Below are 24,899 nucleotides of genomic sequence, written 5' to 3'. Positions count from 1 at the left end.
CGCAGAACGAGGTCGCACCCGCATGTCCGCTCCCACCGACACCCGCCCCCGCCGCGGCCGCCGTCCCGCCAAGGACGACGGACCCCGCGCCAGCCTGCGTCAGCTGCTGCCCTTCCTGTTCGAGCACAAGCGCACGCTCGCGGTCGTGGTGGTCCTCAGCATCGTGGGCGCTGCCGCATCCCTGGTCCAGCCGCTGCTGGTGGGCCAGGTCATCGACCGTGTGCAGAACCAGGTCGACCTCGGCTTCCTGCTGTGGGCCCTCGTCGGCTTCGTCATCCTGGCCTCGCTGATCTCCGGCTGGCAGCACTACCTGCTGCAGCGCACCGGCACCGCGGTCGTCTACTCGAGTCGGCGACGGCTGATCGCCCGCATCCTGCACCTGCCGATCCGTGAGTTCGACGCGCGCCGCACCGGCGACCTCGTCTCGCGGGTCGGCTCCGACACGACGCTGCTGTACGCCGCACTCACGCAGGGACTGGCCGACACCGTCGGCAACGCGCTGCTGTTCGTCGGAGCGCTCATCGCCATGGCGATCATCGATCCGCTGCTGCTGGTGATCATCGTCGTCGTGATCGGCGTCTCGGTGGTCGGCGTGGTCACCTTGAGCAGCCGCATCCGCTCGGCGTCGACCGAGCAGCAGGAGAAGGTCGGCGCCCTCGCCTCGGGCGTCGAGCGCGCGGTCGGGTCGATCCGCACCGTCCGCGCCGCGGGCGCCACCGAGCGCGAGATCGACGCGGTGACCGCGCAGGCGACCGAGGCCTATCGCGTCGGAGTCCGCATCGCGAAGGTGTCGGCACTGGTCGTGCCGATCGCGGGCATCGCGCTGCAGGTCTCGCTTCTCGTCGTGATCGGTCTCGGCGGTTTCCGCGTCGCCACGGGCGCGCTGACGATCGCGAACCTGGTCGTCTTCATCATGTTCCTGTTCATGCTCATCGCGCCGCTGGGCTCCTTCTTCGGCGCGATCACCTCGGTCAGCCAGGCGCTCGGCGCGCTCGGCCGCATCCAGGAGGTGCTCGACCTGCCGATCGAATCGCAGAGCGACGACGCGATCGCCGCCGCGGTCGGCGAATCCGCCCCCGGTCGGACGATCGGCGCGGATTCCTCCGACCGGGCCGCGGTGCGCCCACCTGAGGACCGGCCGAGCCCGGCGATCGAGTTCCGCGACGTGCGGTTCCGCTACCCCGAGGCGGTCGTCGCCGCGCGCCGCTCGGCCGAGACCGAGGCCCTGGCGGTGCTCGAGAACGCCCACGTCGACACGTCGACGATCGTGCTGCCCGAGGCATCCGACGACACGACGACGGATGCCTCCGACGTGCTGCGCGGCGTCTCCTTCGCCGTGCCGAGAGGGTCTCGCGTCGCGCTCGTCGGACCGTCCGGCGCGGGCAAGAGCACGACGCTCGCCCTCATCGAGCGGTTCTACGATCCGACCGACGGCGCGATCCTGCTCGACGGCCGCGACGTGCGTTCGCTGCAGCGCGATGCGCTTCGCGCGCAGCTCGGGTACGTCGAGCAGGACGCCCCGACCCTGGCCGGCACGATCGGCGACAACCTGCGGCTCGCTTCGCCCGAGGCGACCGACGCCGACTGCGAGCGCGTGCTGCGTGCGGTGAATCTCGGCGAGGTGCTCGACCGCAGCGAGCTCGGACTGGACGCGCCGGTGGGCGAGAGCGGTGTGATGCTCTCAGGCGGAGAGCGCCAGCGACTCGCGATCGCGCGGGCCCTGCTCGCGGCTCCCCCGATCCTGCTGCTCGACGAGTCGACGTCGTCGCTGGACGGCCTCAACGAGCAGCGGATGAGGGAGGCGATCGATGCCGTCGCGGCGGGCCGCACCCTCGTCGTGATCGCCCACCGACTGTCGACCGTCGTCGACAGCGACCTCATCGTCGTGATGGATCACGGTCGGGTGGTCGGCCAGGGCACGCACTCCGAACTGGTGGCATCCACGCCGCTGTATCGCGACCTCGCCAAGCACCAGCTGCTGGTGTGATCCGCTGGCTCAGGCCCGATCGAGGCGGTACCGCAGCGCGGCGAGCTCGGCCTGCAGCGGGGCGGGCACCCGCCCGTCGAAGGTCGCGTAGAACTCCTCGGTCAGGTCTGCCTCGCGCTTCCACGACTCGGGGTCGATGGCGAACAGCGCGTCGAGGGCGTCCTGCGTGATGTCGAGGTCGTCGACGTCGAGGTCTTCAGTGCGCGGCAGGCGCCCGATGGGGCTGTCGACAGCGGGCACCTCACCCTCGATGCGGCGGATGATCCAGTCGATGACGCGCGAGTTGTCGCCGAAGCCCGGCCACAGGAACGAGCCGTCGGCGCCCTTGCGGAACCAGTTGACCTGGAAGATGCGCGGCGCGCGGTCGAACCGCAGCTTCTGACCGATCTTGAGCCAGTGACCGAAGTAGTCGGCCATGTTGTAGCCGCAGAACGGCAGCATCGCGAACGGGTCGCGTCGCAGTTCGCCGACGGTGCCCTCGGCGGCTGCCGTGCGCTCCGACGAGATGTTCGAGCCCATGAACACGCCGTGCGTCCAGTCGGTGGCCTCGACGACGAGGGGAACGTTCGTGGCCCGACGGCCGCCGAAGAGGATCGCGTCCAACGGCACACCCTCGGGGGCGTCCCAGTCGGGGGCGATCTGCGGGCACTGCCCGGCGCTCACGGTGAAGCGCGAGTTGGGGTGCGCCGCGGGGCGGCCGGATGCCGGGGTCCAGGGCTTGCCCTCCCAATCGGTCAGCTGCGCGGGCGGCGTGTCGGTGAGGCCCTCCCACCACACGTCGCCGTCGGGGCGCAGCGCGACGTTGGTGAAGATCGTGTTGCCCCACAGCGTCTCGACCGCGGTGACGTTGGTCGACTCGCCGGTGCCGGGCGCGACGCCGAAGAAGCCGGCCTCGGGGTTGATCGCCCACAGGCGCCCGTCGCTGCCGGGACGCAGCCACGCGATGTCGTCGCCGAGCGTCTCGACCCGCCAGCCCGGGATGGTCGGCCGCAGCATCGCGAGGTTGGTCTTGCCGCAGGCCGACGGGAACGCGGCGGCGACGTGGTACGCACGACCGGCCGGGTCGATCACGCGGATGAGCAGCATGTGCTCGGCGAGCCAGCCCTCGTCACGGCCGATCACCGAGGCGATCCGCAGCGCGAAGCACTTCTTCGCGAGGATCGCGTTGCCGCCGTAGCCCGAACCGTACGACCACACCTCGAGGGTGTCGGGGAAGTGCACGATGTACTTGTCGTCGTTGCAGGGCCACGCGACATCCTGTTCACCCGGCGCGAGCGGGGCGCCGACGGAGTGCACCGTCTTCACCCACGGCGCGCCACCGGCGATCTCGCGCAGCACCTCGGTTCCCACGCGGGTCATGATCTCGATGGATGCCACTGCGTACGCCGAATCGGTCACCTGCACGCCGATGTGCGACAGCGGTCCGCCGACGGCGCCCATCGAGAAGGGGACGACGTACATCGTGCGTCCCTTCATCGACCCCTCGAAGACCCCCTCGAGCGTGCCGCGCATCTCGGCCGGGTCGGCCCAGTTGTTGGTGGGGCCGGCATCCTCTTCGCGCTCGGAGGCGATGAAGGTGCGACCCTCGGTGCGCGCGACGTCGCTCGGGTGCGAACGAGCGAGGTACGAGCCGGGGCGCCACTCGGGGTTGAGCTTGATGAGCTTGCCCTCGTCGACCATCTCGCGCAGCAGCGCGTCGTTCTCGGCGCGCGAGCCGTCGACCCAGTGAATGCGAGCCGGCTGCGTGAGCGCCGCGATGGTCTCGACCCACTCGACGAGTTCGGCGAGACCTTCGCCCGCAACAGCGGGCAGATCGCCGAACGTGCGAGCAGGGGGGGTGGTGAGGGTCTTCTCCGGTCCCGTGAACGTGTCGGCAAGTGCCATGGGGCGCTCCTTCTTCGCGGTGTGACGAGGTCTTGTTTCAACTGTGCGGCGGATTCTCCAGAGCTTCTGCACGCATGGGGATTCAAGAACTGCGATTCTTTCCGTATCATCAAGGAATGGCTGCCACCGCCCTCGAACTGTCGACCCTTGGTCACCGCATCCGTCACCAGCGGGTGTCGAGCGGGTTCACCCTCGACGAACTGGGCGAGCGCGTCGGCGTCGCCGGCAGCCAGCTGAGCCTCATCGAGAACGGGAAGCGCGAGCCCAAGCTGTCACTGCTGCAGGCGATCGCCGCCGCGACCGGAACCGACGTCACCGACCTGTTGTCGACCGAGCCGCCCAATCGCCGCGCCGCGCTCGAGATCGAACTCGAGCGCGCGCAGTCCAGCTCGGTGTTCCGCCGCTTGGGCGTCCCGCCGGTGAAGGTCACCAAGGGGATGAGCGACGAGACCCTCGAGTCGCTGTTGGGACTGCACCGCGAACTGCAGCGCCGCGAGCGCGAGGCGATCGCGACCCCCGAGGAGGCGCGTCGCGCCAACACCGAGCTGCGGCTGAAGATGCGCGCGATCGACAACCACCTGCCCGACATCGAGCGGCTCGCCGAGCGCCAGTTGAAGGCCGCAGGCCACACCGGCGGCGCGCTCACCCACCGCACGGTGAGCATCATGGCCCAGCAGCTGGGGTTCGAGCTGATCTACGTCAACGATCTGCCCCACTCGGCCCGTTCGGTCACCGACCTCGAGCACGGCCGCATCTACCTCCCCCCGGCATCCATCCCCGGCGGCCACGGCCTGCGTTCGATGGCCCTGCAGGCGATGGCGCACCGGCTGCTCGGGCACGAGCGCCCCACCGACTACGCCGACTTCCTGCAGCAGCGTCTCGAGATCAACTACTACGCGGCCTGCTGCCTCATGCCCGAGACGGCGGCGGTCGCGTTCCTGCAGCAGGCCAAGAAGGACCGGAACCTCGCCGTCGAGGACTTCCGCGACGCGTTCGGGGTGACCCATGAGGCCGCCGGCATGCGGCTGACGAACCTCTCGACGGTGCACCTCGGCATCCCGCTGCACTTCCTTCGCGTGGACGGTTCGGGCGCGATCACCCGCGTCTACGAGAACGACGGGCTGCCCCTGCCCATGGACGTCACCGGCGCGATCGACGGACAGATCGCGTGCCGCCGCTTCGCCGCGCGCGAAGCCTTCTCGCAGCAGAACCGGACCACGGAGCACTACCAGTACACCGACACCCCCGGTGGCACGTTCTGGTGCTCGACGCAGACCGGCACCACCGACGACGGCGAGTTCTCGATCACCGTCGGCGTGCCCTTCGACGACGCGAAGTGGTTCCGCGGCCGCGAGACGGGCAAGCGCGCCGTGTCGACGTGCCCGGACGAGTCGTGCTGCCGACGCCCGGCCGCCGACGTCGCCGAGCGATGGGCCGGGAAGGCGTGGCCCAGCGCCCGCGTGCACATGCAGATGTTCTCCCCGCTCCCCCGCGGCGCCTTCCCGGGTGTCGACGACAACGAGGTGTACGCGTTCCTCGACCGGCACGCCTGACGCCTCCCGCCGATCGGCGAGCGGACCGGTCTGCCCGCCCCTGTCGGCGTGTCGCGGGCATTCTCGTCCGCTCGTCGACCTGGGGCGATCCGGGTCAGCCTGCGACGAAGCGCCGGTACCGCTCGAGCGCGGCCGACAGCTCGTCATCCGTCGCACGGCCGTGCAGCAACAGGTCGCGAACCGGTTCGTCGATGTGACGGCCGACGGCGAGCGAGTGCGCCCACGTCGCGACGATCTCACCGCGCGCCACCAGGAGGGGCCGCACCATCCCGTTCGCGCCCGGTCCGACCGTCGCGAGGATCTCCGGCGGGCCGATGACGGTGCGATCGGCGTACGAGATGTAGAACTCGTCGAAAGGCGGCAGCGCCACCACCTCCGCCGCCGCCGTCGAAGGGCGCGGTCGCGACGATCCCACGAACAGGCCGTCGTCGATCTCGCGCACCCGATCGCCCGCGGCCTCGGCCGCCACCCGCGCCGTGCCGAGCGGCAGTCCCGTCCACCAGGCGAAGTCGGCAGCGCCGGCAGGCCCGTGCCCGTCGATGTAACGCACGAAGAACTCGGCGAGCGGATCCGCCGGCGGTGCGGCATCCTCGATCCACTCTTCGACCAGCACGAAGTACTGCTCGCGGGCCGGGCCGACCTCGCGCGGGACCACGCCCGCCTGCACGATCACGCCGCGCAGGCACAGCGACTGCAGCAGATGCACGCCGCGCTGGTCGCGAGGATCGATGCCGAGGTCGCCCAGCAGGTCGAACAGCTCGGCTCGGGTGAGCCGCCCGTCTCCGCGCAGCGCTCCCCGCACCGCGCGTTCGACGCGACGCAGCATGTCGCCGTCGATGCCGAGCCGGCGATGACGGGATGCCGCAGAGCGGAACTGCCTGTCACCGGTGACACCGAGCACCCATGCGAGATCGCGCGCGGGGATCGTGTGGAGGGTGCCGCGCATGGTCCACGACCGCACCAGTTCGCCGCGGTCGAACAGCGCATCGACCTCGGCGATGCGCTCGATCCCCCGCGTGCGCACCGCGAGTGCCCACCGCCCACCCCAGAACTCCTGCGACTGCACGGCGAGCAGATGGGATGCCGCTTCGGTGAGGGACGCAGCGGGCGCGCTCAGCCGGTGCGACCTCAGCCGCTCCGCGCGCAGGCGCATCGTGTCCATCCGGCCATCATCGCGGCCGGTTCCGACGCCGCGCGATGGACCTCGGTACGCCGCCTGCGGCGGCTACTCGATCTCGACCCGCGTCAGAACGGGTTCGGGGTCAGCGTGTACTTGGTCTGCAGGTACTCGTGGATGCCCTCGGCGCCGCCCTCGCGGCCCAGACCCGACATCTTCCAGCCGCCGAAGGGGGCGGCGGCGTTCGAGACCACGCCCACGTTGAGGCCCATCATCCCCGTCTCGAGGCGCTCGATCATGCGCTGCCCGCGCGCCAGGTTCTCGGTGAAGACGTACGACACCAGGCCGTACTCGGTGTCGTTGGCCAGTCGCACCGCATCGTCCTCGTCGTCGAACGGCACGATGGCGAGCACCGGGCCGAAGATCTCCTCGCGCAGGATGTCGCTGCCGGCGACCACGCCCGTGACGACGGTGGGCTCGTAGAAGGTGCCCGGGCCGTCGACCGCCGTGCCGCCGGTGGTGACGGTCGCCCCGCGCTCGACGGCATCCGTCACCAGTTCCGAGGCCTTCGCGACCGCGCGATCGTCGATGAGCGGGCCAATCGCGACGCCCTCCTCGGTGCCGCGGCCGATCTTCATCGCCTTGACACGCTCGGTCACGCGGCGCGCGAACTCGTCGGCGACGTCACGGTGCACGATGAAGCGGTTGGCCGCGGTGCACGCCTGGCCGATGTTGCGGAACTTCGCGAGCATCGCCCCGTCGACCGCCTTGTCGAGGTCGGCGTCGTCGAAGACGACGAACGGCGCGTTGCCGCCCAGCTCCATCGACGTGCGCAGCACCCCCTGCGCGGCCTGCTCGAGCAGGCGCTGACCGACACCCGTCGAGCCGGTGAAAGAGAGCTTGCGCAGGCGGGGATCGCGGATGATCGGCTCGGACACGGCACCCGACGTCGAGGTCGTGAAGACATTGACGACACCGGCGGGCACGCCGGCGTCCTCGAGAAGCTGCGCGAAGGCGAGCGTCGTCAGCGGTGTGAGCTCGGCGGGCTTGATCACCACGGTGCAGCCGGCGGCGAGCGCCGGCGCGACCTTGCGAGTGGCCATCGCGAGCGGGAAGTTCCACGGTGTGATGAGGAAGCACGGTCCGACCGGATGCTGCGACACGATCATGCGACCGGTGCCCTCGGGGTTCTGACCGTACCGCCCCTGGATGCGCGCGGTCTCCTCGCTGAACCAGCGCAGGAACTCGCCGCCGTATGCGACCTCGCCGCGTGCCTCGGCGAGGGGCTTGCCCATCTCGATGGTCATGAGCAGCGCGAAGTCCTCTTTGCGCTCCTGCAGCAGGTCGAAGGCGCGGCGCAGGATCTCGGCCCGTTCGCGAGCCGGCGTCGCCGCCCAGTCGGGGAATGCGTCGACCGCGGCGTCCAGCGCCGCCTTGCCGTCCTCGGGCGAGGCGTCGGCGATGGTCTTGACGACCTCGCCGGTCGCGGGGTCGCGCACGACGAGCGTGCGTCCCGCCGCCGCGGGCCGCCACTGCCCGCCGATGTAGAGGCCGTCCGGGATCGACTCGAGCAGCTCGGTCTCGCGGTTCTCGGTCATGGGTCTCCCTCGTCTCGGCGTCGGTCGCGGAACAGGACCCCGTCGGGTCCCCGGCATCCATCTTGCTCCCGCCCGATCAGCGGCGACATATACCCCGTGTACACCGTCGACGTGCCGCTCTCCGCCGCGGCGAAGACACGGCCGTGCCGGCGCGTCAGGCGGAGTGGTCCTCGCCCACGAACCGGATGTTGTACTCGGCGATCCGCTGCGGGACGCCGTCGAACGCAGCCGCACGCGCATCGGACGCCATGTAGGCGGCCTCGACGGCGAGGAACGCGTCTTCGTCGCCCGGGACGCTCACGGCCCACACGAACTCGTTCGACTCCGGCAGGCCGTACGCGAACTCCAGCGTGAACCCGGCATCCGCCCGCACCTGCGGAATGCTGCCGCGCCACCACTCGATGAACGCCTCGTACTCCCCGTCGACGAGCGAGTACCGGCGCAGCTGGATGGTCTTCATGATCCGATCCTGCCAGCATCCCGTGCCTATACTCGTGCTGTCCGGCGGATGTGCACCGCCGGTGCTCGAAAAATGAGCACGCCGCCGCCCGTGAGGACGCGCGAGACACATACGGCCCCGCATCCGTCGTCTCGAAAGGCATCATCGCCATGCCCACCGTCTCCGCCCACGTCGCCCTCACCCTCGCCCGCCACATCGACCACGTCTTCGGGGTCATGGGCAATGGCAACGCGTACTTCCTCGACGCACTCGTGAAGGGTGCCGGTGTCGAGTACACCGCCGTCCGTCATGAGGCCGGGGGCGTCGTCGCCGCCGACGCCTACCACCGCGCCGGTGGCGGACTGGCCGCAGCGACCGCCACGTACGGCGCCGGGTTCACCAACACCCTCACCGCGCTCGCCGAGGCCGTGCAGGCGCACGTGCCGCTGGTGCTCGTGGTCGGCGACGAGCCCACGTCGGGCCCGCGGCCGTGGGACGTCGACCAGATCGCGCTCGCCTCGGCCGTCGGCGCCCGCACCTACACGGTGGGACGGGCGGATGCCGCCGCCACGACGGTCATCGCGATCGAACACGCCCTGACCTATCGCGTGCCGACGGTGCTCGCGATCCCCTACGACGTGGCCCGGCTCGAGGTGGGCGACCTGCCGGTGCCGCCGCAGCCCACGCTGCCCGGACCCCTGCCGCCGTCGGGACCGTTCGCACACGCGGCGATCGACGACCTCGCCCGCGCTCTGGCGGACGCACGGCGCCCCCTGCTGCTCGCCGGCCGCGGAGCGTGGATCGCCGGCGCCGGACCTGCGCTCGGCCGCCTGGCGGATCTCACCGGCGCGCTGACCGCGTCGACGGCGCTCGGGCGCGGCGTCTTCCCCGATGACCGCTTCGACCTGGGCGTGACCGGAGGGTTCGGTGCCGACGGCGCGATGGACCTCATCCGCGAGGCCGACGTCGCCGTGGTGTTCGGCGCCTCACTCAACCAGTTCACGATGCGGTTCGGCGAGCTGTTCGCTCCGGGCACGCACGTGGTTCAGGTCGACGTGGCACCGGCCGCGACCCACCCGCACGTCGGCGGCTACCTGCGCGGGGACGCCGCACTGGTGGCATCCGCCCTCGTCGAGCGCGTCGACGTCCTGGGCTCCGCGCCGTCGGGCTGGCGCGAGGCGGTCGACGTCACGGCGGCGCGGCACCGCGACCGCGGGGACGGCCTCGCACCCGACGGGCGCCTCGACCCCCGCACGGTTGCGGCGCGGCTGGCCGAGCTGCTGCCGGACGACCGGGTGGTCGTGTCGGACGGCGGACACTTCATCGGCTGGGCGAACATGTATTGGCCGGTGGCCTCACCCGACCGGATGATGATGATCGGCACGGCCTACCAGTCGATCGGGCTGGGCTTCCCGTCGGTTCCCGGCGCGGTGCGCGCTCGCCCCGGGTCGACCGTGGTGCTCACCACCGGCGACGGCGGGGGGCTCATGGCCCTCGCCGACCTCGAATCCGCGGTGCGCGTCGCCGGCGGCCGTGGTGTCGCGGTGGTGTGGAACGACGCCGCCTACGGCGCCGAGGTGAACCTCTACGGGCTGAAAGGGCTCGCGACCGAGCCGATGCTGATCCCCGAGGTGGACTTCGCCGCCCTCGCCGCCGGTGTGGGCGCCGAAGGCGTCGTCGTGCGAGACATCGCCGACCTCGACCGGCTCGGGACGTGGGCGCGCGAGCCGGTCGACGAGCGCCGGTTCCTCGTGCTCGACTGCCGCATCTCGGGCGCGGTGATCGCGCCCTACCAGGAAGAGATCATCCGGGTGAACTCATGACCTCCGACGACGTCTTCGCCACCGAGCACACCCGCGCGATGATCGCGGGGGATGCCGCATCCGCCGCGTTGGGCATGACCGTGGTGCGCGCCGAGCCGGGACACGCCGTCGTGACGATGACCGTGCGCGCCGACATGCTCAACGGCTTCCAGGTCGCCCACGGCGGGCTCGTGTTCGCCCTCGCCGACACGGCGTTCGCTCTGGCGTGCAACGAGACCGACACCGTCACGCTCGCGGCGGGTGCCGACATCGCCTTCCTCTCGCCCGCCCGCGCCGGGGACGTGCTCGAAGCCGTCGCCGATCGCCGGGCGCTCGCGGGCCGCTCGGGCCTGTACGACATCCGTGTGACGGCGCAGGACGGCCGGGTCGTCGCCGAGGTGCGCGGCCGCAGTCGTACGAGCGCTCTGACGATGCCGTCGTCCTGATCCCACCCCCTGACCGATGGCACGGCCGGGAGGCGGCTGTCAACCCTCGACCGCCCGGCACCGCTCCTGCGAAGCTCGACGCATGCAGCGCACCGTTTCGAGCAGGATCGTCCTCGATGTCACCGAGCCCGCCGAGCTCGTCTTCGCCGTCGCCGTGTCGGCGCACTACTCCGACGTCGACGAGGTGTTCACGGCCTCGGTCGACGGCACCGCCGTCGACGCCCGCCCGATGTCGGACGCGCACGGCACGCGGCTGCGCGCGGTGTCGAGCCCGCCCGGGCGCCTCGAGGTGACCTATCGCGCCGAGGTCAGCGGGCTCGGCGCCATCGCGACGGCCAGCTCGACCGACCGCCTCGTCTACCGTCGTCCGAGCCGGTACGCGCAGTCGGATGCCCTGCTCGCCCAGGCCGCCGAGGAGTTCGCCGGGGTCGACGAGCCCGCCGATCTGCTGCGCGCGGTGTCGAGCTGGGTGGGAACGCGGCTCAGCTACGTGCCCGGCTCCAGCGGACCCACCGACGGCGCGACTCGCACGCTCGACATCCGCAAGGGCGTGTGCCGCGACTACGCGCACGTCTGCGTCGCCCTGCTGCGGGCCCGCGGCATCCCGGCGCGCATGGTCGCCGTGTACGCGCCGGGTCTCGACCCGATGGACTTCCACGCCGTCGCCGAGGCGTGGGTCGACGGCGCGTGGCGTGTCGTCGACGCGACGACACTCGCGCCGCGCTCGACGCTCGTGCGCATCGCGACGGGGCGGGATGCCGCCGACACGGCGTTCCTGACGGTCGTCTCCGGTCGCACCGATCTCGTCGAGACCGAGATCACGGCCGTGGTCGACGAGCTGCCCGGCGACGATCTCGACGATCTCGTGCAGATCCGCTGAGGCGCCCTCTGCTCCCCGACCCGATCTGCTCGCCGCCGTTGCGCGGCCGTGCCAGGCTGGAGGCATGAAGGTCTGGGTCGTGCGATTCGTGTCGCTGTTGGCGTTCAACGTCGTCACGCTGCTGGTCATCGGGTGGCTGACTCCGGCGCGGGTGGGCTGGGCGGCGCTGTGGGCGGGCATCGTGCTCACCGCGCTCGCACTGTGGATCAAACCGCTCGTGACCCGCTGGTTCCACTCGATGGCCGAGAAGTCGGCGACACGGCGCACCAAGGTCGGCCAGAAGATCGTCGAGTTCCTGCTCGCGCTCGCGGTGGCCTTCCTCGTCTGGATCGCCACGGTGCTGCTGAGCGGCGTGAGCATCGGAGGCGGGTTCTTCGGCTGGGCCTGGGGGTGGATCCTGCCGCCCGTGCTCCTGCTGATCGGGTGGGCCGTCTACGACGCGATCGACGACAAGGTGGAGGCGCGCGCAGGGGCGGTGTACGACCGAGCAATGGGCGGCCCGGCCCGGCCCGTCGACGACGGGTCGACACCCGCCGTTCCGGCCGCCCCCGAGACCTCGGCGGCGCGACGCGAACTCAAGGACGGCCTCACCGACGAGCAGCGCCGGATGCTGGATGAGCTCGGCAGCTGACCGACGCTCGATGAAGAACGTGTAACAGAGGGACTCCCGACGGAGCCCGCGCGCCGCAGCGCGGCCATGATGGATGATGCACCCGGCCGCCGCCGACAGCACGGCGCGGCCATTCGAGCCTGGAGGCACCATGTCGCGCACCCGATCCGTCCGCTTCGCCGTCGCCGGACTGGCGCTGGCCGCCGTCGCCCTCGCGGGCTGCGCGTCCGGCGGCACGTCGGCCGAACCGACCGAGACCGCTGCGGCCGACGAGGCATACCTCGAGCCCGGCAAGCTGACCATCGCGACCGGCGAGACCGCGTACTACCCCTATGTCATCGACGACGACCCGGCGTCGGGTGAAGGCTTCGAGGCCGCCGTCGCCTACGCCGTCGCCGACGAGCTCGGCTTCGCGCCGGAGGACGTGGTGTGGGTGCGCACCAGCTTCGAGTCGGCGATCGCGCCCGGCCCGAAGAGCTTCGACTTCAACATCCAGCAGTACACGATCACCGAAGAGCGCTCGCAGGCGGTCGACTTCTCGTCGCCGTACTACGCGGCCAGCCAGGCCGTCGTCGCGATCGAGGGCGGCGCGGCCGACGGCGTGACCGACATCGCGGGCCTCAAGGACATCACGCTCGGCGCGATGGCCGGCTCGACGAGCGCGACGACGATCGCCGAGGCCGTCCAGCCGAACGTCGAACCGCTGCTCTACAACTCCAACGAGGATGCCGTCGCCGCCCTCAGCGCGGGACAGATCGATGCGATCGTGCTCGATCTGCCGACGGCGTACTTCGCGACCGCGGTGTACATCGAGGACTCGTTCATCGTCGGCGAGCTGCCCGCCGCCGGCGTGCCCGACGAGTGGGGCCTGCTGCTGGCCAAGGACTCGCCGCTGACCGAGCGCGTGTCGGCCGCCGTCGACGCGCTGCGCGAGGACGGCACGCTCGAAGAGATCACCGACGAGTGGCTCGGCTCGGGTCAGGGCGTGCCGCTGCTGCAGTGACCCGCTGTAGCGTCGTTCCGTGACCGCGTACCGACCGAGCGAGCTCGAACTCGAGCGCCGCGCCTTCCGGCGCGCCCGCTCGCGCCGCTCGATCCTCATCGCGGTGGCGTCGTCGCTGGTGTTCGCGGCGATCGTGTGGGTCACCGTCTTCAACACCGAGGGCTGGGCGCAGGTCCAGCGCTTCTTCTTCGACCCTGCCATCGCGCTGCAGGCCCTGCCGAAGGTGTGGGACGGATTCCTCATCAACCTGCAGGTGCTCGCGTACTCGGTCGTCACCGTCGCCGTCGTCGCTCTCGTCATCGCCGTGCTGCGGACCCTGCGCGGGCCGGTCTTCTTCCCCGCGCGGGTGCTCGCCGCCGGCTACACCGACCTGTTCCGCGGTCTGCCGTTCATCATCGTGCTCTACCTCGTCGGATTCGGCCTGCCGACGATCGCCGACACGCGGATGCCGGTGGTGCTGCTGGGCGTGATCGCCGTGACCCTCACGTACTCCGCCTATGTCGCCGAGGTGATCCGCGCGGGCATCGAGGCCGTGCATCCGTCCCAGCGGCTCGCCGCGCGCGCTCTCGGCCTCGGCTACGTCCAGGCGCTGCGCCGGGTCGTCCTCCCCCAGGCGCTGCGCAAGATGACGCCGCCGCTGATGAACGACTTCATCTCGATGCAGAAGGACGTGGGCCTGATCTCGATCCTGGGCGCGGTCGACGCGATCGCCGGCGCGCGCTCGGTGGCATCCCTCACCTACAACTTCACGCCCTACGTCGTCGCGGGCGTGCTGTTCATCCTGCTGGCGATCCCCACGATCCGGCTCACCGACTGGTACACCGCGCGGCTTCGCGAACGCGAGCAGGCAGGAGCGATCCTGTGAGCGCCCTGCTGCGCGCGACAGGCATCCGCAAGGCCTTCGGCCAGCGCGAAGTGCTGCGCGGCGTCGGTGTCGACCTCGCGACCCACGAGGTCGTCGCCCTGATCGGTGCGAGCGGCTCGGGCAAGTCGACGCTGCTGCGCTGCCTCAACCTGCTCGAGCCGATCGACGACGGTCAGATCTTCCTGGGCGACGAGGACATCTCCGACCCCCGGGTCGACGCCAACCGCGTGCGCGCCCGCTTCGGCGCGGTCTTCCAGGCCTACAACCTCTTCCCGCACCTCTCGGTGCTCGACAACGTCACCCTCGCGTCGCGGGTCGTGCACCGGATGCCGCGCGCCGCGGCGGAGGATCGCGCGATGGGACTGCTGACCCGCGTCGGTCTCCTCGAGCACGCCCGCGAGCATCCCGATCGGCTCTCGGGCGGACAGCAGCAGCGCGCCGCGATCGCCCGCGCGATCGCCACCGACCCCGAGGTGCTCTTCCTCGACGAGATCACCTCGGCGCTCGATCCCGAGCTCGTCGGCGAGGTGCTCGAGCTGGTCCGCAGCCTCGCCGACGAGGGCGCGACGATCCTCATGGCCACCCACGAGATGGCGTTCGCGCGCGACGTGGCCAACCGCGTGCTGTTCCTCGACGAGGGCGTCGTCGTCGAGGAGGGCCCACCGGCAGAGGTGCTCGCCGCGCCGCGCGAAGCGCGCACACGGGCCTTCCTGTCCCGCTTCACCGGCTAGCGGACGCGACGTCAGACGGCTCAGGCTTCGGAGAGTCGCTCGGCGGCCTCGACGACGTTCGTCATGAGCAGCGCGACCGTCATCGGTCCCACGCCGCCCGGGTTCGGCGAGAGCATGCCCGCGACCTCGGCCACGTCGGGATGCACGTCGCCGAAGACGACGGACTTGCCGGTCTCGGGGTCGGTCTCGCGCGTGACGCCGACGTCGAGCACGGCGGCACCGGGTTTGACGTCCTCAGCACGCACGATGTGCTTGACGCCGGCAGCCGCGACGATGACGTCGGCGTTGCGCAGGTGCGTGGACAGGTCGGCGGTACCGGTGTGGGTGAGGGTCACGGTCGCGTTGCACTCACGGCGCGTCAGCAGCAGCCCGATCGAACGGCCGATCGTCACGCCGCGACCGACGACGACCACCTCCTTGCCGTCGAGGTCGTAGCCGTTGCGTCGCAGCAGCTCGATCACGCCGCGGGGCGTGCACGGCAGGGGCGAGGTGATCGGGGTGTTGACGTTGAGGACCAGACGCCCGAGGTTGGTCGGGTGCAGACCGTCGGCGTCCTTCGCAGGATCGATGCGCTCGAGGATCGCGTCGGTGTCGATGTGCGAGGGCAGCGGCAGCTGCACGATGTAGCCGTGGCAGGCGGGATCGGCGTTCAGCTCGTCGATGAGGGCTTCGACGTCGGCCTGCGAGGCATCCGCCGGCAGCTCGCGCTGGATCGAGTTCATGCCGATCGCCTCGGACTGACGGTGCTTCATCCCGACGTAGAGCTGCGACGCCGGGTCGGCCCCGACGAGCACGGTGGCGATGCCCGGGATGATCCCGCGTTCGGCGAGCGCGGCGACGCGGGCCCGCAGTTCTTCCTTGATCTCGGCCGCCGCCGCCTTGCCGTCGAGCTTCTTCACTGTCATGACGTGTCTCTCTCCCGGCTCCGGCTGAGAATCAACATCCCGGATGAGAATCAGCGGCGTGCCGACGATTCCCGTCCGGCATGGTGATTCTCGATGGATGCCTTTCAGGTACCTGTATGCGTAGTGATGTTCCCGATCGTGCGATCACTGCACGAGGTCGGGGTAGAGCGGGAACCGGTCCGCGAGCGCCGCGACCCGCGCGCGCAGCGCCTCGACGTCGGGATCGGGCAGCAGCGCGAGGGCGATGACATCGGCCACCTCGGCGAATTCGGCGTCGCCGAAGCCGCGGGTCGCGAGCGCCGGCGTACCGATCCGCAGGCCCGAGGTCACCATGGGCGGCCGCGGGTCGTCGGGAACCGAGTTGCGGTTCACCGTGATGCGGATCTCGTGCAGGAGGTCTTCGGCCTGCTTGCCGTCGATCGCCGCGTCGCGCAGGTCGACCAGCACGAGGTGCACGTCGGTGCCTCCGGAACGCACGGTGATTCCCGCGTCGGCGACTTCGGGCTGCGACAGCCGCTCGGCGATGAGGTGGGCGCCGCGCAGCGTGCGCTCCTGACGTTCACGGAACTCGGGGGTCGCGGCGAGCTTGAACGCCGTCGCCTTCGCGGCGATGACGTGCATGAGCGGACCACCCTGCTGGCCGGGGAACACGGCCGAGTTGATCTTCTTCGCGATCTCGGGGTCGTTCGTGAGGATGAACCCCGATCGCGGCCCGCCGATCGTCTTGTGCACGGTCGACGAGACGACATGCGCGTGCGGCACGGGGTTGGGGTGCACACCGGCGGCCACCAGACCCGCGAAGTGGGCCATGTCCACCCACAGCAGTGCGCCGACCTCGTCGGCGATCGCACGGAACGCGGCGAAGTCGAGCTGCCGCGGATAGGCCGACCAGCCGGCGATGATGACCTTGGGGCGGTGCTCGACCGCGAGGCGGCGCACCTCCGCCATGTCGATGACGGATGTCTCGGGGTCGACGCCGTACGCGACGATGTCGTAGAGCCGACCCGAGAAGTTGATCTTCATGCCGTGCGTGAGGTGCCCGCCCTGGTCGAGGGCGAGACCGAGGATCGTGTCGCCGGGCCGGGCGATCGCGTGCAGCACGGCGGCGTTCGCCGAGGCACCGGAGTGGGGCTGGACGTTGGCGAACTCGGCGCCGAACAGGCTCTTGGCGCGGGCGATCGCGAGCTCTTCGGCGACGTCGACGACCTCGCAGCCGCCGTAGTAGCGGCGTCCGGGGTACCCCTCGGCGTACTTGTTGGTGAGAACGGAACCCTGCGACTGCAGCACCGAGACGGGCACGAAGTTCTCGGACGCGATCATCTCGAGGTACCCGCGCTGGCGATCGAGTTCGCGCTGCAGGACGTCGGCGATCTCGGGATCGACCTCGGCGAGCGGGGCGTGGAAGTGGGGGTCGGTCATGGGCGGCCTCTCCTGGTCGGCGTATCGGGTCGGAGTATCGAGACCCGGCCCAGGCGTGCGGTCGAATGCCTTGTCGGTCGCTCCCCGGTGGGTGCCCACCTCAACGCCAGTCGCGACACCATGAGCATAACGGATCACCTGCGGCGGCCGGGCGGCGCTGATAGGCTGAGCGACAGCCCATTTGTTAGGACTCCTTACATGAGCCCCGGAGGCCCCATGACCGTCGCCGTCGTCCCCGCCCCGTCGACGATCCGAGACGTCGGAACCGCTCCCTTCCGCCTCGCGGGAGCAGGCATCGTCGGCGATGCGGATGCCGCCTCCGCCCTGCGAACGCTGCTGTCCGCCCTGACGGGTTCGAGCCCGGGCGGTGACGAGCGCACGATCGACCTGCAGATCGAACACGGCGGCGCTCCCGAGTCGTACACGCTCGTCGCCGACGAGACATCCGTCGTGGTGACCGGCGCCGATGCCGCCGGTCTCTTCTACGGTGTGCACACGCTCGCTCAGCTCGCACGCGAGAGCACCGACGGCTGGGTGATCGACGCCGTCGAGGTCGAGGACGCACCACGATTCCGCTACCGCGGCGTCATGCTCGACGTCGCGCGGCACTTCCATCCGGTCGCGACGGTCGAGGCGTTCATCGATCGCGCCGCGATGCTCAAGTTCAACCACCTGCACCTGCACCTCACCGACGACCAGGGGTGGCGAGTGCACCTCGACGCGCGCCCCGAGCTCACGCGGCAGGGATCGGGCACGTCCGTCGGCGGCGACCCGGGGGGCTTCTACACCAAAGACGACTATCGCCACCTCGTCGCCTATGCGGCAGCGCGCCATGTCACCGTCGTGCCCGAGATCGACATGCCGGGCCACACGCACGCGGTGGGCCTCGCGTATCCGGAACTCGTCGAGGCGCCCGTGCTGAGCGAGCACATCCTCGAGACGGTGGCCGAGTTCGGCGGAGACGCACCCGCTGCCGGCGTCGCCTACGACGGGATGGCGGTCGGATTCTCGTCGCTGCGCATCGGCGACGAGCGCGCCTACGACTTCGTCGCCGACGTGTTCGGCGAGCTGGCGTCGATGACCCCCGGCCCCTACCTGCACGTCGGCGGCGACGAGGCGCTGGGCACGGATCCGGCGGACTTCGCGGCCTTCGTCGCGCGGGCCACCGAGATCATCGCCGATCTCGGCAAGACGCCGATCGCCTGGCACGAGGCGGGGGCCGCCCCCGACCTCGCCCCCGGCACCGTCGGCCAGTACTGGGGCTTCGTCACGCCGACCGACGGCATGGACGACGCAGCGCGCGCGTTCGTGCGCAACGGCGCGCCGCTCATCCTCTCGCCCGCCGACGCCGTCTACCTCGACATGAAGCAGACCGCCGACTCTCCGCTGGGTCTCACGTGGGCGCGGGGCATCACCGATGCGCGTCGGGCCTACACGTGGGAGCCGACCGCGGTGATCGACGGCATCGGCGAAGACGACATCCTCGGAGTCGAGGCCCCGCTGTGGACCGAGACCGTGCGCAGTCTCGCCGACATCGACGAGCTGGCGTTCCCCCGCATCGCCGCCGCCGCCGAAGCCGCATGGTCGCCGCCGGTCGGCACGAGCGCGCTGCGCACATGGGAGTCGTTCCGTGAGCGCGTCGGCCGCCAGGCCCCGCTGTGGCGCGCTCAGGGCATCGGCTTCCACCGATCGGAAGACATCCCGTGGCGGTGACGGTCATCCACTCGGTGCGCCTGGTCGACGACGGCACCGAGACCCCCGACGCATGGGTGAGGTTCGACCGCGGGTTCGTCGCGGCATCCGGCATCGGCGACGAGTGGAGGTCGCGCCCCGCCGACCACGTCGTCGACGGCGGGGCGCTCGCCGGCGAAGGGGCGGTGCTCAGCCCCGGCTTCGTCGACATCCACGGCCACGGCGGAGACGGCCGCGAATACGACCAGGGCGCCGAAGCGGTGCGGAGCGCGCGCACCGCCCACCGCCGTCACGGCACGACGCGCGCGGTCATCTCACTGGTGACCGCCGATCTCGACACCCTCGCCGCACGCGCCGCCATGGTCGCCGACCTCGCGGCGACCGATGGCGATGTGCTCGGTTCGCACCTGGAAGGACCGTTCCTCGACCCCGGGCACAAGGGGGCGCACGATGCCGCGCGCCTGCTCGCCCCGACGCCGCAGTCCGTCGACCGACTGCTCGAGGCCGGGCGCGGCACGATCCGGCAGATCACGATCGCCCCCGAACTGCCCGGCGCGCTCGATGCGATCCGGCAGATCGTCGACCGAGGCACGGCTGTCGCGATCGGTCATACCGGAGCGGATGCCGCCACGTCGGCGGCGGCATTCGATGCCGGCGCTCGCATTCTCACCCACGCCTTCAATGCGATGCCGCCGCTGCATCATCGTGCGCCCGGTCCGATCGGTGCCGCGACCGCCGACCCCCGGGTGACGCTCGAGGTGATCGCCGACGGCGTGCACCTCGATGCCGAGCTCGTGCGGATCGCCTTCGCCGCCGCATCCGGGCGCATCGCGCTGGTCACCGACGCGATGGCCGCGGCCGGCGCGGCCGATGGCCGCTACGAGCTCGGCGGCCTGGCGGTCGAGGTGCGCGAGGGCGTCGCGCGGCTCGCCGAGTCGGGCGCGATCGCCGGATCGACGCTCACTCAGGATGCGGCCCTGCGTTTCGCGGTGCAGCGGGCGGGCGTCGCGCTGCCGACGGCGATCGCCGCACTCACGTCCACGCCGGCGCGCGCGGTCGGCGTCGCCGACCGCTTCGGCGCCCTGACCGTCGGGCACGTGGCGGATGCCGTGCTGCTGGACGCATCGCTCACCGTGCGACGCGTGTGGGCGGACGGCGCGGCGATCGACTGAGGCCGTCGCTCGGAAGAGGAGAGGGCGGCCGGGCCCCCCGGTCCGACCGCCCCGCTCCGTTGCCCCCCGTCGCACGGCCGGGGGTCCTCCCCCGATTCACCCCGGCCGTGCGGGCCGAGACGGGGCCCGAACCCCGCCTGATGGACGCACGCTCCCCCCATCGCGATGGGTTGCGTCACTGATGAGACGCGACCCCGGGCGATCCATTACGCGGTTCCTGCAGGATTTCCGAGAATTCGATTGGCGCGACCCCGGTGCCAGCCGGGAGAATGGTGGGTACGCGTGATGAGGACGGGACGCGGACGTCTCTCAGAGCGACGGCGCCGATCCCCGGCGGCGCACCCCCGAAGGAGTCCGACCCCGTGTCCGAACACGAGACCGCCGAGCGGATCGCCGCCAGCGGCGATGCCGACCTCGTGCTGCGCACGCGCTCCGGCGACCGCGACGCGTACGCCGAGCTGTGGCGCCGCCACTACCGATCGGGCATCACCGTCGCCCGGTCGATCACCTCGACGTTCGACGCCGACGACCTCGTGCAGGAGGCGTACGCGCGCATCTTCCAGTCGATCCGGCGTGGCGGCGGCCCGACCGGATCGTTCCGTGCCTACCTGTTCACCAGCATCCGCAACACCGCGGCGGCGTGGGGCCGATCCCGCCGCGAGGTCGGGATCGACGATGTGGCGGAGTTCGCCGACCCCCGCACGACCGTGCAGGCGACCGAGGACGCTCTCGATCGCAGCCTGACCCACCAGGCGTTCCGCAGCCTGCCGTCGCGGTGGCAGGAGGTGCTCTGGTACACCGAGATCGAGGGCATGAAGCCCGCCGAGATCGCGCCCCTGCTCGGCATGACCGCCGGCAGCGTCTCGCAGCTCGCCTTCCGCGCTCGCGAGGGGCTGCGCGAGGCGTGGATCCAGGTGCACCTGCGCTCGGTCGCAGACGGCTCGGAGTGCCAGTACGCCATCGAGCGCCTCGGCGCCTACGAGCGCAACAACGTCGGGCGACGCGACCGCACGCGCATCGAGCGTCACCTGCACGATTGCGCACGATGCACCATCGTCTACGGCGAAGCGCAGGAGGCGGGGCGTCGCCTCGCGCTCGTGCTGCTGCCGCTCACCGTGGGCGCGGGCGGAGCGACCGCCTACCTCGCGTCGCTGCAAGGCGGCGGCGTTCCGGTCGCGACGCTCGCCGCGATGCCGTCCGGTGTCGTCGACGGCGCCGTCCTCGCCGCAGGTGCTCCGACCGTCACGCTCGGAGCGGACGCCGGTGCCGCCGGTGCCGCTGGTGCCGCCGGATCGTCGGGATCGGCAGGAGGCGGCGCGCTCTCCGGTGCCGCGTTGGCGGGTGTCATCGGCGGCGGGTTCGCGGCCGCACTCGCCGTCGCCGCCGCGCTCGTGGTGCCCGGCCTGCTGAACCCCCCGGTCGCCGACGCCGCCGCATCCGATGTCGCCGCATCCGACACCGTGCCCTTCGAGCCGTCGACGGCGGATGCCGGCGCCCCTGCCCCCGCAGCGAGCGCCCCGGCCGCGGTCGACGACGAGGACCCCGTCGAGGTCGACGCGGACACACGAGCCCCGGTCACCCGCAGCACCGCCCCGGTCACCGGCACCACCGCACCCGCCGAGACCGGGCAGCCCGTGCCCGCCGCCCCGGCACCGACCACGCCTGCCGCGCCGACGCCCGGCCCGACCACTCCGGCCCCCACGACGCCGCCGTCACCGACGCCGACGCCCACTCCGGCGCCGACCCCGCCGCCCGCACCGCCGGCCGAGACCGCGCTGCATGTCGCATCCGTGCAGACCTCCGTCGTCGGGCCCCGACAGGTCGAGCTCGCCGTCACCGTGGGCGGTCCCGCCGACGCGGCCGTCACGCTGCGGGTGCGGGGCACCGTCACGTCGGCGACCACCGACGTGAACGGGCACGCGACGCTGACGCTGCGTCCGTCGTTCGGCCACATCAACAACGCCAGCCTGGTGACGCTGTCGGCCACGGCGCCGGACGGCACGGTGCAGACGGTCCGGATGCCCCTCACCGACCTGGTCGACCGAAGCGTCTTCGGCCGCGACTGACCGCCCCCGTTCTCTCGTCGAGCGGACGAACCTGCACGCGACACGCCGGGCAGAGCGTGCATCCTCGTCCGCTCGACCGGGCGCGGGGGACGCGAGGTGCGCGGCCTAGAATGGAGGCCATGCGCCCCGAGTCCGATCACCACGCGTCGGCGGCGCCCGCAGCCGGCATGGTGGAGCGTCCGGGCGTCCTCGACATCGTGCGCCTGCTCGTCGAGCTCGCCGCGTTCGCCTCACTCGCCATCTGGGGCTTCGCCGCCTTCGCGTTCCCCTGGAACATCGTCGCCGGCATCGGCACCCCGCTGGTCGCGATCATCGTCTGGGCCCTGTTCCTCTCGCCGCGCGCCGTCGTCTCGCTGCATCCGTTCGTGCAGGCGTTCGCCGAGCTGATGATCTACGTCGCCGTGACGGCCGCCTGGTGGAGCCTCGGCCAGCCCTGGATCGGTCTCGCGTTCGCCGTGGTCGCCGTGACGGTCGGCGTGCTCGTCGGACGGCGCCGGTTCGCATGAGTGACGGCGAGGTGGTCGCGCAGCTGCGCGAGGCGCTCGGGGACCGCGTCGACACCGATCCCGCATCGCTGCAGATCGCGCGCGCCGACAAGTCGGGCCACGCTGCGGCATCCGCGCCGCTGGCCGTCGTGCGAGCGCGCACCGTCGAGGACGTGCAGCAGACGATGCGAATCGCGACCCGCACCGGCACGCCGGTCGTCGCGCGGGGCGCCGGGACGGGTCTCGCCGGCGGGGCCAATGCCGGCGCCGGTGAGATCGCGCTGTCGCTGCGTGAGATGGATCGCATCGTCGAGGTGCGCCCCGACGACCTCATCGCGGTCGTCGAACCCGGCGTGCTCAACGGCGCGCTCGACGCCGCACTGGCCGAACACGGGCTGTGGTGGGCGCCGGATCCGGCGAGCCGCGACATCTCGACGGTCGGCGGCAACATCGCCACGGGTGCGGGCGGCCTGCTGTGCGCCAAGTACGGAGTGGTGCGCGACGCCGTACTCGGCGTCGATCTGGTCCTCGCCGACGGGCGCCTGCTGCGACTCGGCCACCGCACCGTCAAAGGCGTGACCGGCCTCGACCTCACCTCGCTCGTCATCGGTTCCGAGGGCACGCTCGGCATCGTCGTGGGCGCGACCCTGAAGCTGCGCCGCCGGGTCCCCGGCGACGTGCACACGATCGCGGCCGTGTTCCCCGACGTGCGCTCCGCGGCCGCGGCGTCGGCCGCGGTCACGGCGGCGGGCATCCAGCCCGCGATCATGGAGCTGATGGATGCCACGTGCCTGGCGGCCGTCCATGCCCTCCTCGGCATGGAGGTCCCGCCCGCACGGGCGGCCCAGCTCACGCTGCAGACCGACGGGCCCGCGGCCGCCGACGAGGCGGAGGCGATCGCGACCCTGCTGCGCGAGCGCGGCGGGGAGGTCGCCGTCTCGGCCGACCCCGTCGAGGGCGAGCGCCTGCTCCGCATCCGGCGATCGATGCATCCGGCCATGGAGACCCTCGGCACCACCCTCATCGAAGACGTGTCGGTGCCGCGCAGCGCCCTGCCCGCGATGTTCGACGAGATCGCCCGTATCGAGCGCGCCTACGGCATCGTGATCCCGACCGTGGCCCATGCCGGTGACGGGAACCTGCACCCCAACTTCGTCTTCGACGCCGAGCCGAATGCCGCCGGCATCGTCGAGGTGCCGCCGACGGTGTGGGAGGCCGCGGACGAGCTGTTCCGCGCCGCATTGAAGCTGGGCGGCACCCTGACGGGCGAGCACGGCGTCGGCGTGCTCAAGAGCCGCTGGCTCGCCGACGAGCTCGGCGACGATCAGTGGGAGCTGCAGCGGCAGATCACGCGGGTCTTCGACCCCGCGGGCATCCTCAACCCCGGCAAGGTCTTCGTCGCCTGACCGGGCGGGGTGAGCTCGAGGTGGCACCCCGCCTACCGCTCGTATAGCGGGGGATGATCGTTCCGGCCACCGGGCCACCTATACGGTCAGGGTCGACTTCGCGCATCCACGCGTGGTTCGAACTGACGCCGGCCGTCGTGGTCGGTTGGGTCGTGCGCGGCGAGCGACCGGCATGCGGGCGCCGACGGACACGCGATTGTCTGCCGCGAGTGCTGGTAGAGCGCGACGTCGATATGGGACCATGACACAACACTTCGGGTCCGGGAGAACGGGAGCGCATGAGCTCGATTCGGCAAAGTCTGTCTCTCGTCTTGATGATCAGTGTTAGCACGGTGTTGGCTGGGTGCGTCCCGATCGGGCCGGTGTACTCCGTCCTGGATAGAGATGCGACGGCGGACGATCAGGTGCCCGAGGTCGTCGAGAGCGGGGCTGCTGACATCGCGATTGAGACGGCGCGCTACGTCGGCCAGGCCGAGGGGGTGGGTTCTTGGCTTGCCCACGCCACGACACCTGATTTGATCTGCCTCATCGTCTACTCGAACGCCCAGGAGTGGGTGACCGGATGCGGGGGAGGCGGAACGGAGTTCGGCCTGGGCGGCCCGTCCGGCCAATTCGTCGTACTCCCCGATGGCGCTTCCGCACCCAACAATGCCAGCCAGCTTGCCGAAAACGTGTACAGGATCTCGAACTAGCACGTCGCCGCCAATTGCCCGGGCGATGAAGGACCGGCGACCGGGCTCGTGTCAGACTGCCAGGGTGCGTCGGGACCAAGTTCGCCAGCCTCCCGTCGTCGCGCTCGAACCACGCGATGATGCCTTGGCCGCGGATCGCAGCCAATG

21 protein-coding genes and 1 riboswitch are annotated in these 24,899 nt (G+C 71.3%); of the genes, 15 read left to right on the top strand and 6 right to left on the bottom strand.

Annotation, left to right across the window (positions count from 1 at the left end; genetic code table 11):
- Window positions 1-22: 22 nt before the first annotated feature.
- Window positions 23-1,987, top strand: coding sequence for an ABC transporter ATP-binding protein (locus ABD663_RS06530; RefSeq protein WP_344737157.1), 1,965 nt, complete (start codon window positions 23-25; stop codon window positions 1,985-1,987).
- 9 nt (window positions 1,988-1,996) lie between these two features.
- On the opposite strand, the gene ABD663_RS06525 is transcribed toward ABD663_RS06530, so the two are convergent.
- On the bottom strand, window positions 1,997-3,871 hold the full coding sequence (locus ABD663_RS06525) for a phosphoenolpyruvate carboxykinase (GTP) (RefSeq protein WP_344737156.1): 1,875 nt from the start codon (window positions 3,869-3,871) through the stop codon (window positions 1,997-1,999).
- Window positions 3,872-3,987: 116 nt separating this feature from the next.
- Here ABD663_RS06525 and ABD663_RS06520 point away from each other — a divergent pair, with 116 nt between their 5' ends.
- Complete coding sequence (locus ABD663_RS06520) at window positions 3,988-5,424, top strand: helix-turn-helix domain-containing protein (RefSeq protein WP_344737155.1); 1,437 nt, start codon at window positions 3,988-3,990, stop codon at window positions 5,422-5,424.
- A gap of 94 nt (window positions 5,425-5,518) precedes the next feature.
- On the opposite strand, the gene ABD663_RS06515 is transcribed toward ABD663_RS06520, so the two are convergent.
- From ABD663_RS06515 to ABD663_RS06505, 3 genes are all read right to left on the bottom strand, one after another.
- Entirely contained in the window at window positions 5,519-6,586 is a 1,068-nt protein-coding gene (locus ABD663_RS06515; protein ID WP_344737154.1) for a winged helix DNA-binding domain-containing protein, read from the bottom strand.
- A gap of 83 nt (window positions 6,587-6,669) precedes the next feature.
- On the bottom strand, window positions 6,670-8,139 hold the full coding sequence (locus ABD663_RS06510) for an NAD-dependent succinate-semialdehyde dehydrogenase (protein WP_344737153.1): 1,470 nt from the start codon (window positions 8,137-8,139) through the stop codon (window positions 6,670-6,672).
- 154 nt (window positions 8,140-8,293) lie between these two features.
- On the bottom strand, window positions 8,294-8,599 hold the full coding sequence (locus ABD663_RS06505) for a hypothetical protein (protein ID WP_344737152.1): 306 nt from the start codon (window positions 8,597-8,599) through the stop codon (window positions 8,294-8,296).
- Window positions 8,600-8,748: 149 nt separating this feature from the next.
- Here ABD663_RS06505 and ABD663_RS06500 point away from each other — a divergent pair, with 149 nt between their 5' ends.
- From ABD663_RS06500 to ABD663_RS06470, 7 genes are all read left to right on the top strand, one after another.
- A complete protein-coding gene (locus ABD663_RS06500; protein ID WP_344737150.1) occupies window positions 8,749-10,401 on the top strand; it encodes a thiamine pyrophosphate-binding protein in 1,653 nt (550 codons plus the stop codon).
- Window positions 10,398-10,826, top strand: coding sequence for a hydroxyphenylacetyl-CoA thioesterase PaaI (gene paaI / locus ABD663_RS06495; RefSeq protein WP_344737149.1), 429 nt, complete (start codon window positions 10,398-10,400; stop codon window positions 10,824-10,826). Before ABD663_RS06500 ends, paaI begins: the two co-directional genes overlap by 4 nt.
- 82 nt (window positions 10,827-10,908) lie before the next feature.
- The gene (locus ABD663_RS06490) at window positions 10,909-11,706 is read left to right on the top strand and encodes a transglutaminase-like domain-containing protein (protein WP_344737148.1); all 798 of its coding nucleotides are present in this window, start codon (window positions 10,909-10,911) and stop codon (window positions 11,704-11,706) included.
- A 64-nt stretch (window positions 11,707-11,770) separates the two neighbouring features.
- A complete protein-coding gene (locus ABD663_RS06485) occupies window positions 11,771-12,337 on the top strand; it encodes a hypothetical protein (RefSeq protein WP_344737147.1) in 567 nt (188 codons plus the stop codon).
- 130 nt (window positions 12,338-12,467) lie between these two features.
- Complete coding sequence (locus ABD663_RS06480; protein WP_344737146.1) at window positions 12,468-13,319, top strand: ABC transporter substrate-binding protein; 852 nt, start codon at window positions 12,468-12,470, stop codon at window positions 13,317-13,319.
- Window positions 13,320-13,338: 19 nt separating this feature from the next.
- On the top strand, window positions 13,339-14,184 hold the full coding sequence (locus ABD663_RS06475) for an amino acid ABC transporter permease (protein WP_344737145.1): 846 nt from the start codon (window positions 13,339-13,341) through the stop codon (window positions 14,182-14,184).
- A complete protein-coding gene (locus tag ABD663_RS06470; RefSeq protein ID WP_344737144.1) occupies window positions 14,181-14,915 on the top strand; it encodes an amino acid ABC transporter ATP-binding protein in 735 nt (244 codons plus the stop codon). Before ABD663_RS06475 ends, ABD663_RS06470 begins: the two co-directional genes overlap by 4 nt.
- A 20-nt stretch (window positions 14,916-14,935) precedes the next feature.
- Here ABD663_RS06470 and ABD663_RS06465 read toward each other — a convergent pair whose 3' ends face one another.
- Complete coding sequence (locus ABD663_RS06465) at window positions 14,936-15,820, bottom strand: bifunctional methylenetetrahydrofolate dehydrogenase/methenyltetrahydrofolate cyclohydrolase (protein WP_344737143.1); 885 nt, start codon at window positions 15,818-15,820, stop codon at window positions 14,936-14,938.
- Window positions 15,821-15,964: 144 nt separating this feature from the next.
- Entirely contained in the window at window positions 15,965-17,239 is a 1,275-nt protein-coding gene (glyA, locus tag ABD663_RS06460) for a serine hydroxymethyltransferase (protein WP_344737142.1), read from the bottom strand.
- Between the two features lie 40 nt (window positions 17,240-17,279).
- A riboswitch (ZMP/ZTP riboswitch) is annotated at window positions 17,280-17,363 on the bottom strand.
- A 74-nt stretch (window positions 17,364-17,437) separates the two neighbouring features.
- Here glyA and ABD663_RS06455 point away from each other — a divergent pair.
- The 6 genes from ABD663_RS06455 (at window position 17,438) to ABD663_RS06430 (ending at window position 24,752) form a co-directional block, all read left to right on the top strand.
- The gene (locus tag ABD663_RS06455; protein ID WP_344737141.1) at window positions 17,438-18,952 is read left to right on the top strand and encodes a family 20 glycosylhydrolase; all 1,515 of its coding nucleotides are present in this window, start codon (window positions 17,438-17,440) and stop codon (window positions 18,950-18,952) included.
- Entirely contained in the window at window positions 18,943-20,103 is a 1,161-nt protein-coding gene (gene nagA / locus ABD663_RS06450) for an N-acetylglucosamine-6-phosphate deacetylase (protein WP_344737140.1), read from the top strand. Before ABD663_RS06455 ends, nagA begins: the two co-directional genes overlap by 10 nt.
- Before the next feature lie 362 nt (window positions 20,104-20,465).
- On the top strand, window positions 20,466-22,169 hold the full coding sequence (locus tag ABD663_RS06445; protein ID WP_344737139.1) for a sigma-70 family RNA polymerase sigma factor: 1,704 nt from the start codon (window positions 20,466-20,468) through the stop codon (window positions 22,167-22,169).
- A gap of 119 nt (window positions 22,170-22,288) precedes the next feature.
- Window positions 22,289-22,675, top strand: a complete 387-nt coding sequence (locus ABD663_RS06440; protein ID WP_344737138.1) for a YrdB family protein — start codon at window positions 22,289-22,291, stop codon at window positions 22,673-22,675.
- Window positions 22,672-24,060: an FAD-binding oxidoreductase gene (locus ABD663_RS06435; RefSeq protein ID WP_344737137.1), complete on the top strand. Its 1,389-nt coding sequence runs from the start codon at window positions 22,672-22,674 to the stop codon at window positions 24,058-24,060. The genes ABD663_RS06440 and ABD663_RS06435 overlap by 4 nt, the downstream gene beginning before the upstream one ends.
- Before the next feature lie 278 nt (window positions 24,061-24,338).
- Window positions 24,339-24,752 (top strand): hypothetical protein, encoded by a 414-nt coding sequence (locus ABD663_RS06430; protein ID WP_344737136.1) that lies wholly within the window; start codon window positions 24,339-24,341, stop codon window positions 24,750-24,752.
- Window positions 24,753-24,899 lie beyond the last annotated feature (147 nt).

It is taken from the genome of Microbacterium awajiense (genome assembly GCF_039536545.1).
In the GTDB taxonomy this organism is placed as follows: domain Bacteria; phylum Actinomycetota; class Actinomycetes; order Actinomycetales; family Microbacteriaceae; genus Microbacterium; species Microbacterium awajiense.
This window is presented reverse-complemented; position numbering and strand designations above follow the sequence as displayed.

Coding starts and splice junctions, on each gene's coding strand:
- ABD663_RS06530 (WP_344737157.1), top strand. CDS start 23: ATGTCCGCTCCCACCGACACCCGCCCCCGCCGCGGCCGCCGTCCCGCC.
- ABD663_RS06525 (WP_344737156.1), bottom strand. CDS start 3,871: ATGGCACTTGCCGACACGTTCACGGGACCGGAGAAGACCCTCACCACC.
- ABD663_RS06520 (WP_344737155.1), top strand. CDS start 3,988: ATGGCTGCCACCGCCCTCGAACTGTCGACCCTTGGTCACCGCATCCGT.
- ABD663_RS06515 (WP_344737154.1), bottom strand. CDS start 6,586: ATGGACACGATGCGCCTGCGCGCGGAGCGGCTGAGGTCGCACCGGCTG.
- ABD663_RS06510 (WP_344737153.1), bottom strand. CDS start 8,139: ATGACCGAGAACCGCGAGACCGAGCTGCTCGAGTCGATCCCGGACGGC.
- ABD663_RS06505 (WP_344737152.1), bottom strand. CDS start 8,599: ATGAAGACCATCCAGCTGCGCCGGTACTCGCTCGTCGACGGGGAGTAC.
- ABD663_RS06500 (WP_344737150.1), top strand. CDS start 8,749: ATGCCCACCGTCTCCGCCCACGTCGCCCTCACCCTCGCCCGCCACATC.
- paaI (WP_344737149.1), top strand. CDS start 10,398: ATGACCTCCGACGACGTCTTCGCCACCGAGCACACCCGCGCGATGATC.
- ABD663_RS06490 (WP_344737148.1), top strand. CDS start 10,909: ATGCAGCGCACCGTTTCGAGCAGGATCGTCCTCGATGTCACCGAGCCC.
- ABD663_RS06485 (WP_344737147.1), top strand. CDS start 11,771: ATGAAGGTCTGGGTCGTGCGATTCGTGTCGCTGTTGGCGTTCAACGTC.
- ABD663_RS06480 (WP_344737146.1), top strand. CDS start 12,468: ATGTCGCGCACCCGATCCGTCCGCTTCGCCGTCGCCGGACTGGCGCTG.
- ABD663_RS06465 (WP_344737143.1), bottom strand. CDS start 15,820: ATGACAGTGAAGAAGCTCGACGGCAAGGCGGCGGCGGCCGAGATCAAG.
- glyA (WP_344737142.1), bottom strand. CDS start 17,239: ATGACCGACCCCCACTTCCACGCCCCGCTCGCCGAGGTCGATCCCGAG.
- ABD663_RS06455 (WP_344737141.1), top strand. CDS start 17,438: ATGAGCCCCGGAGGCCCCATGACCGTCGCCGTCGTCCCCGCCCCGTCG.
- ABD663_RS06440 (WP_344737138.1), top strand. CDS start 22,289: ATGCGCCCCGAGTCCGATCACCACGCGTCGGCGGCGCCCGCAGCCGGC.
- ABD663_RS06435 (WP_344737137.1), top strand. CDS start 22,672: ATGAGTGACGGCGAGGTGGTCGCGCAGCTGCGCGAGGCGCTCGGGGAC.
- ABD663_RS06430 (WP_344737136.1), top strand. CDS start 24,339: ATGAGCTCGATTCGGCAAAGTCTGTCTCTCGTCTTGATGATCAGTGTT.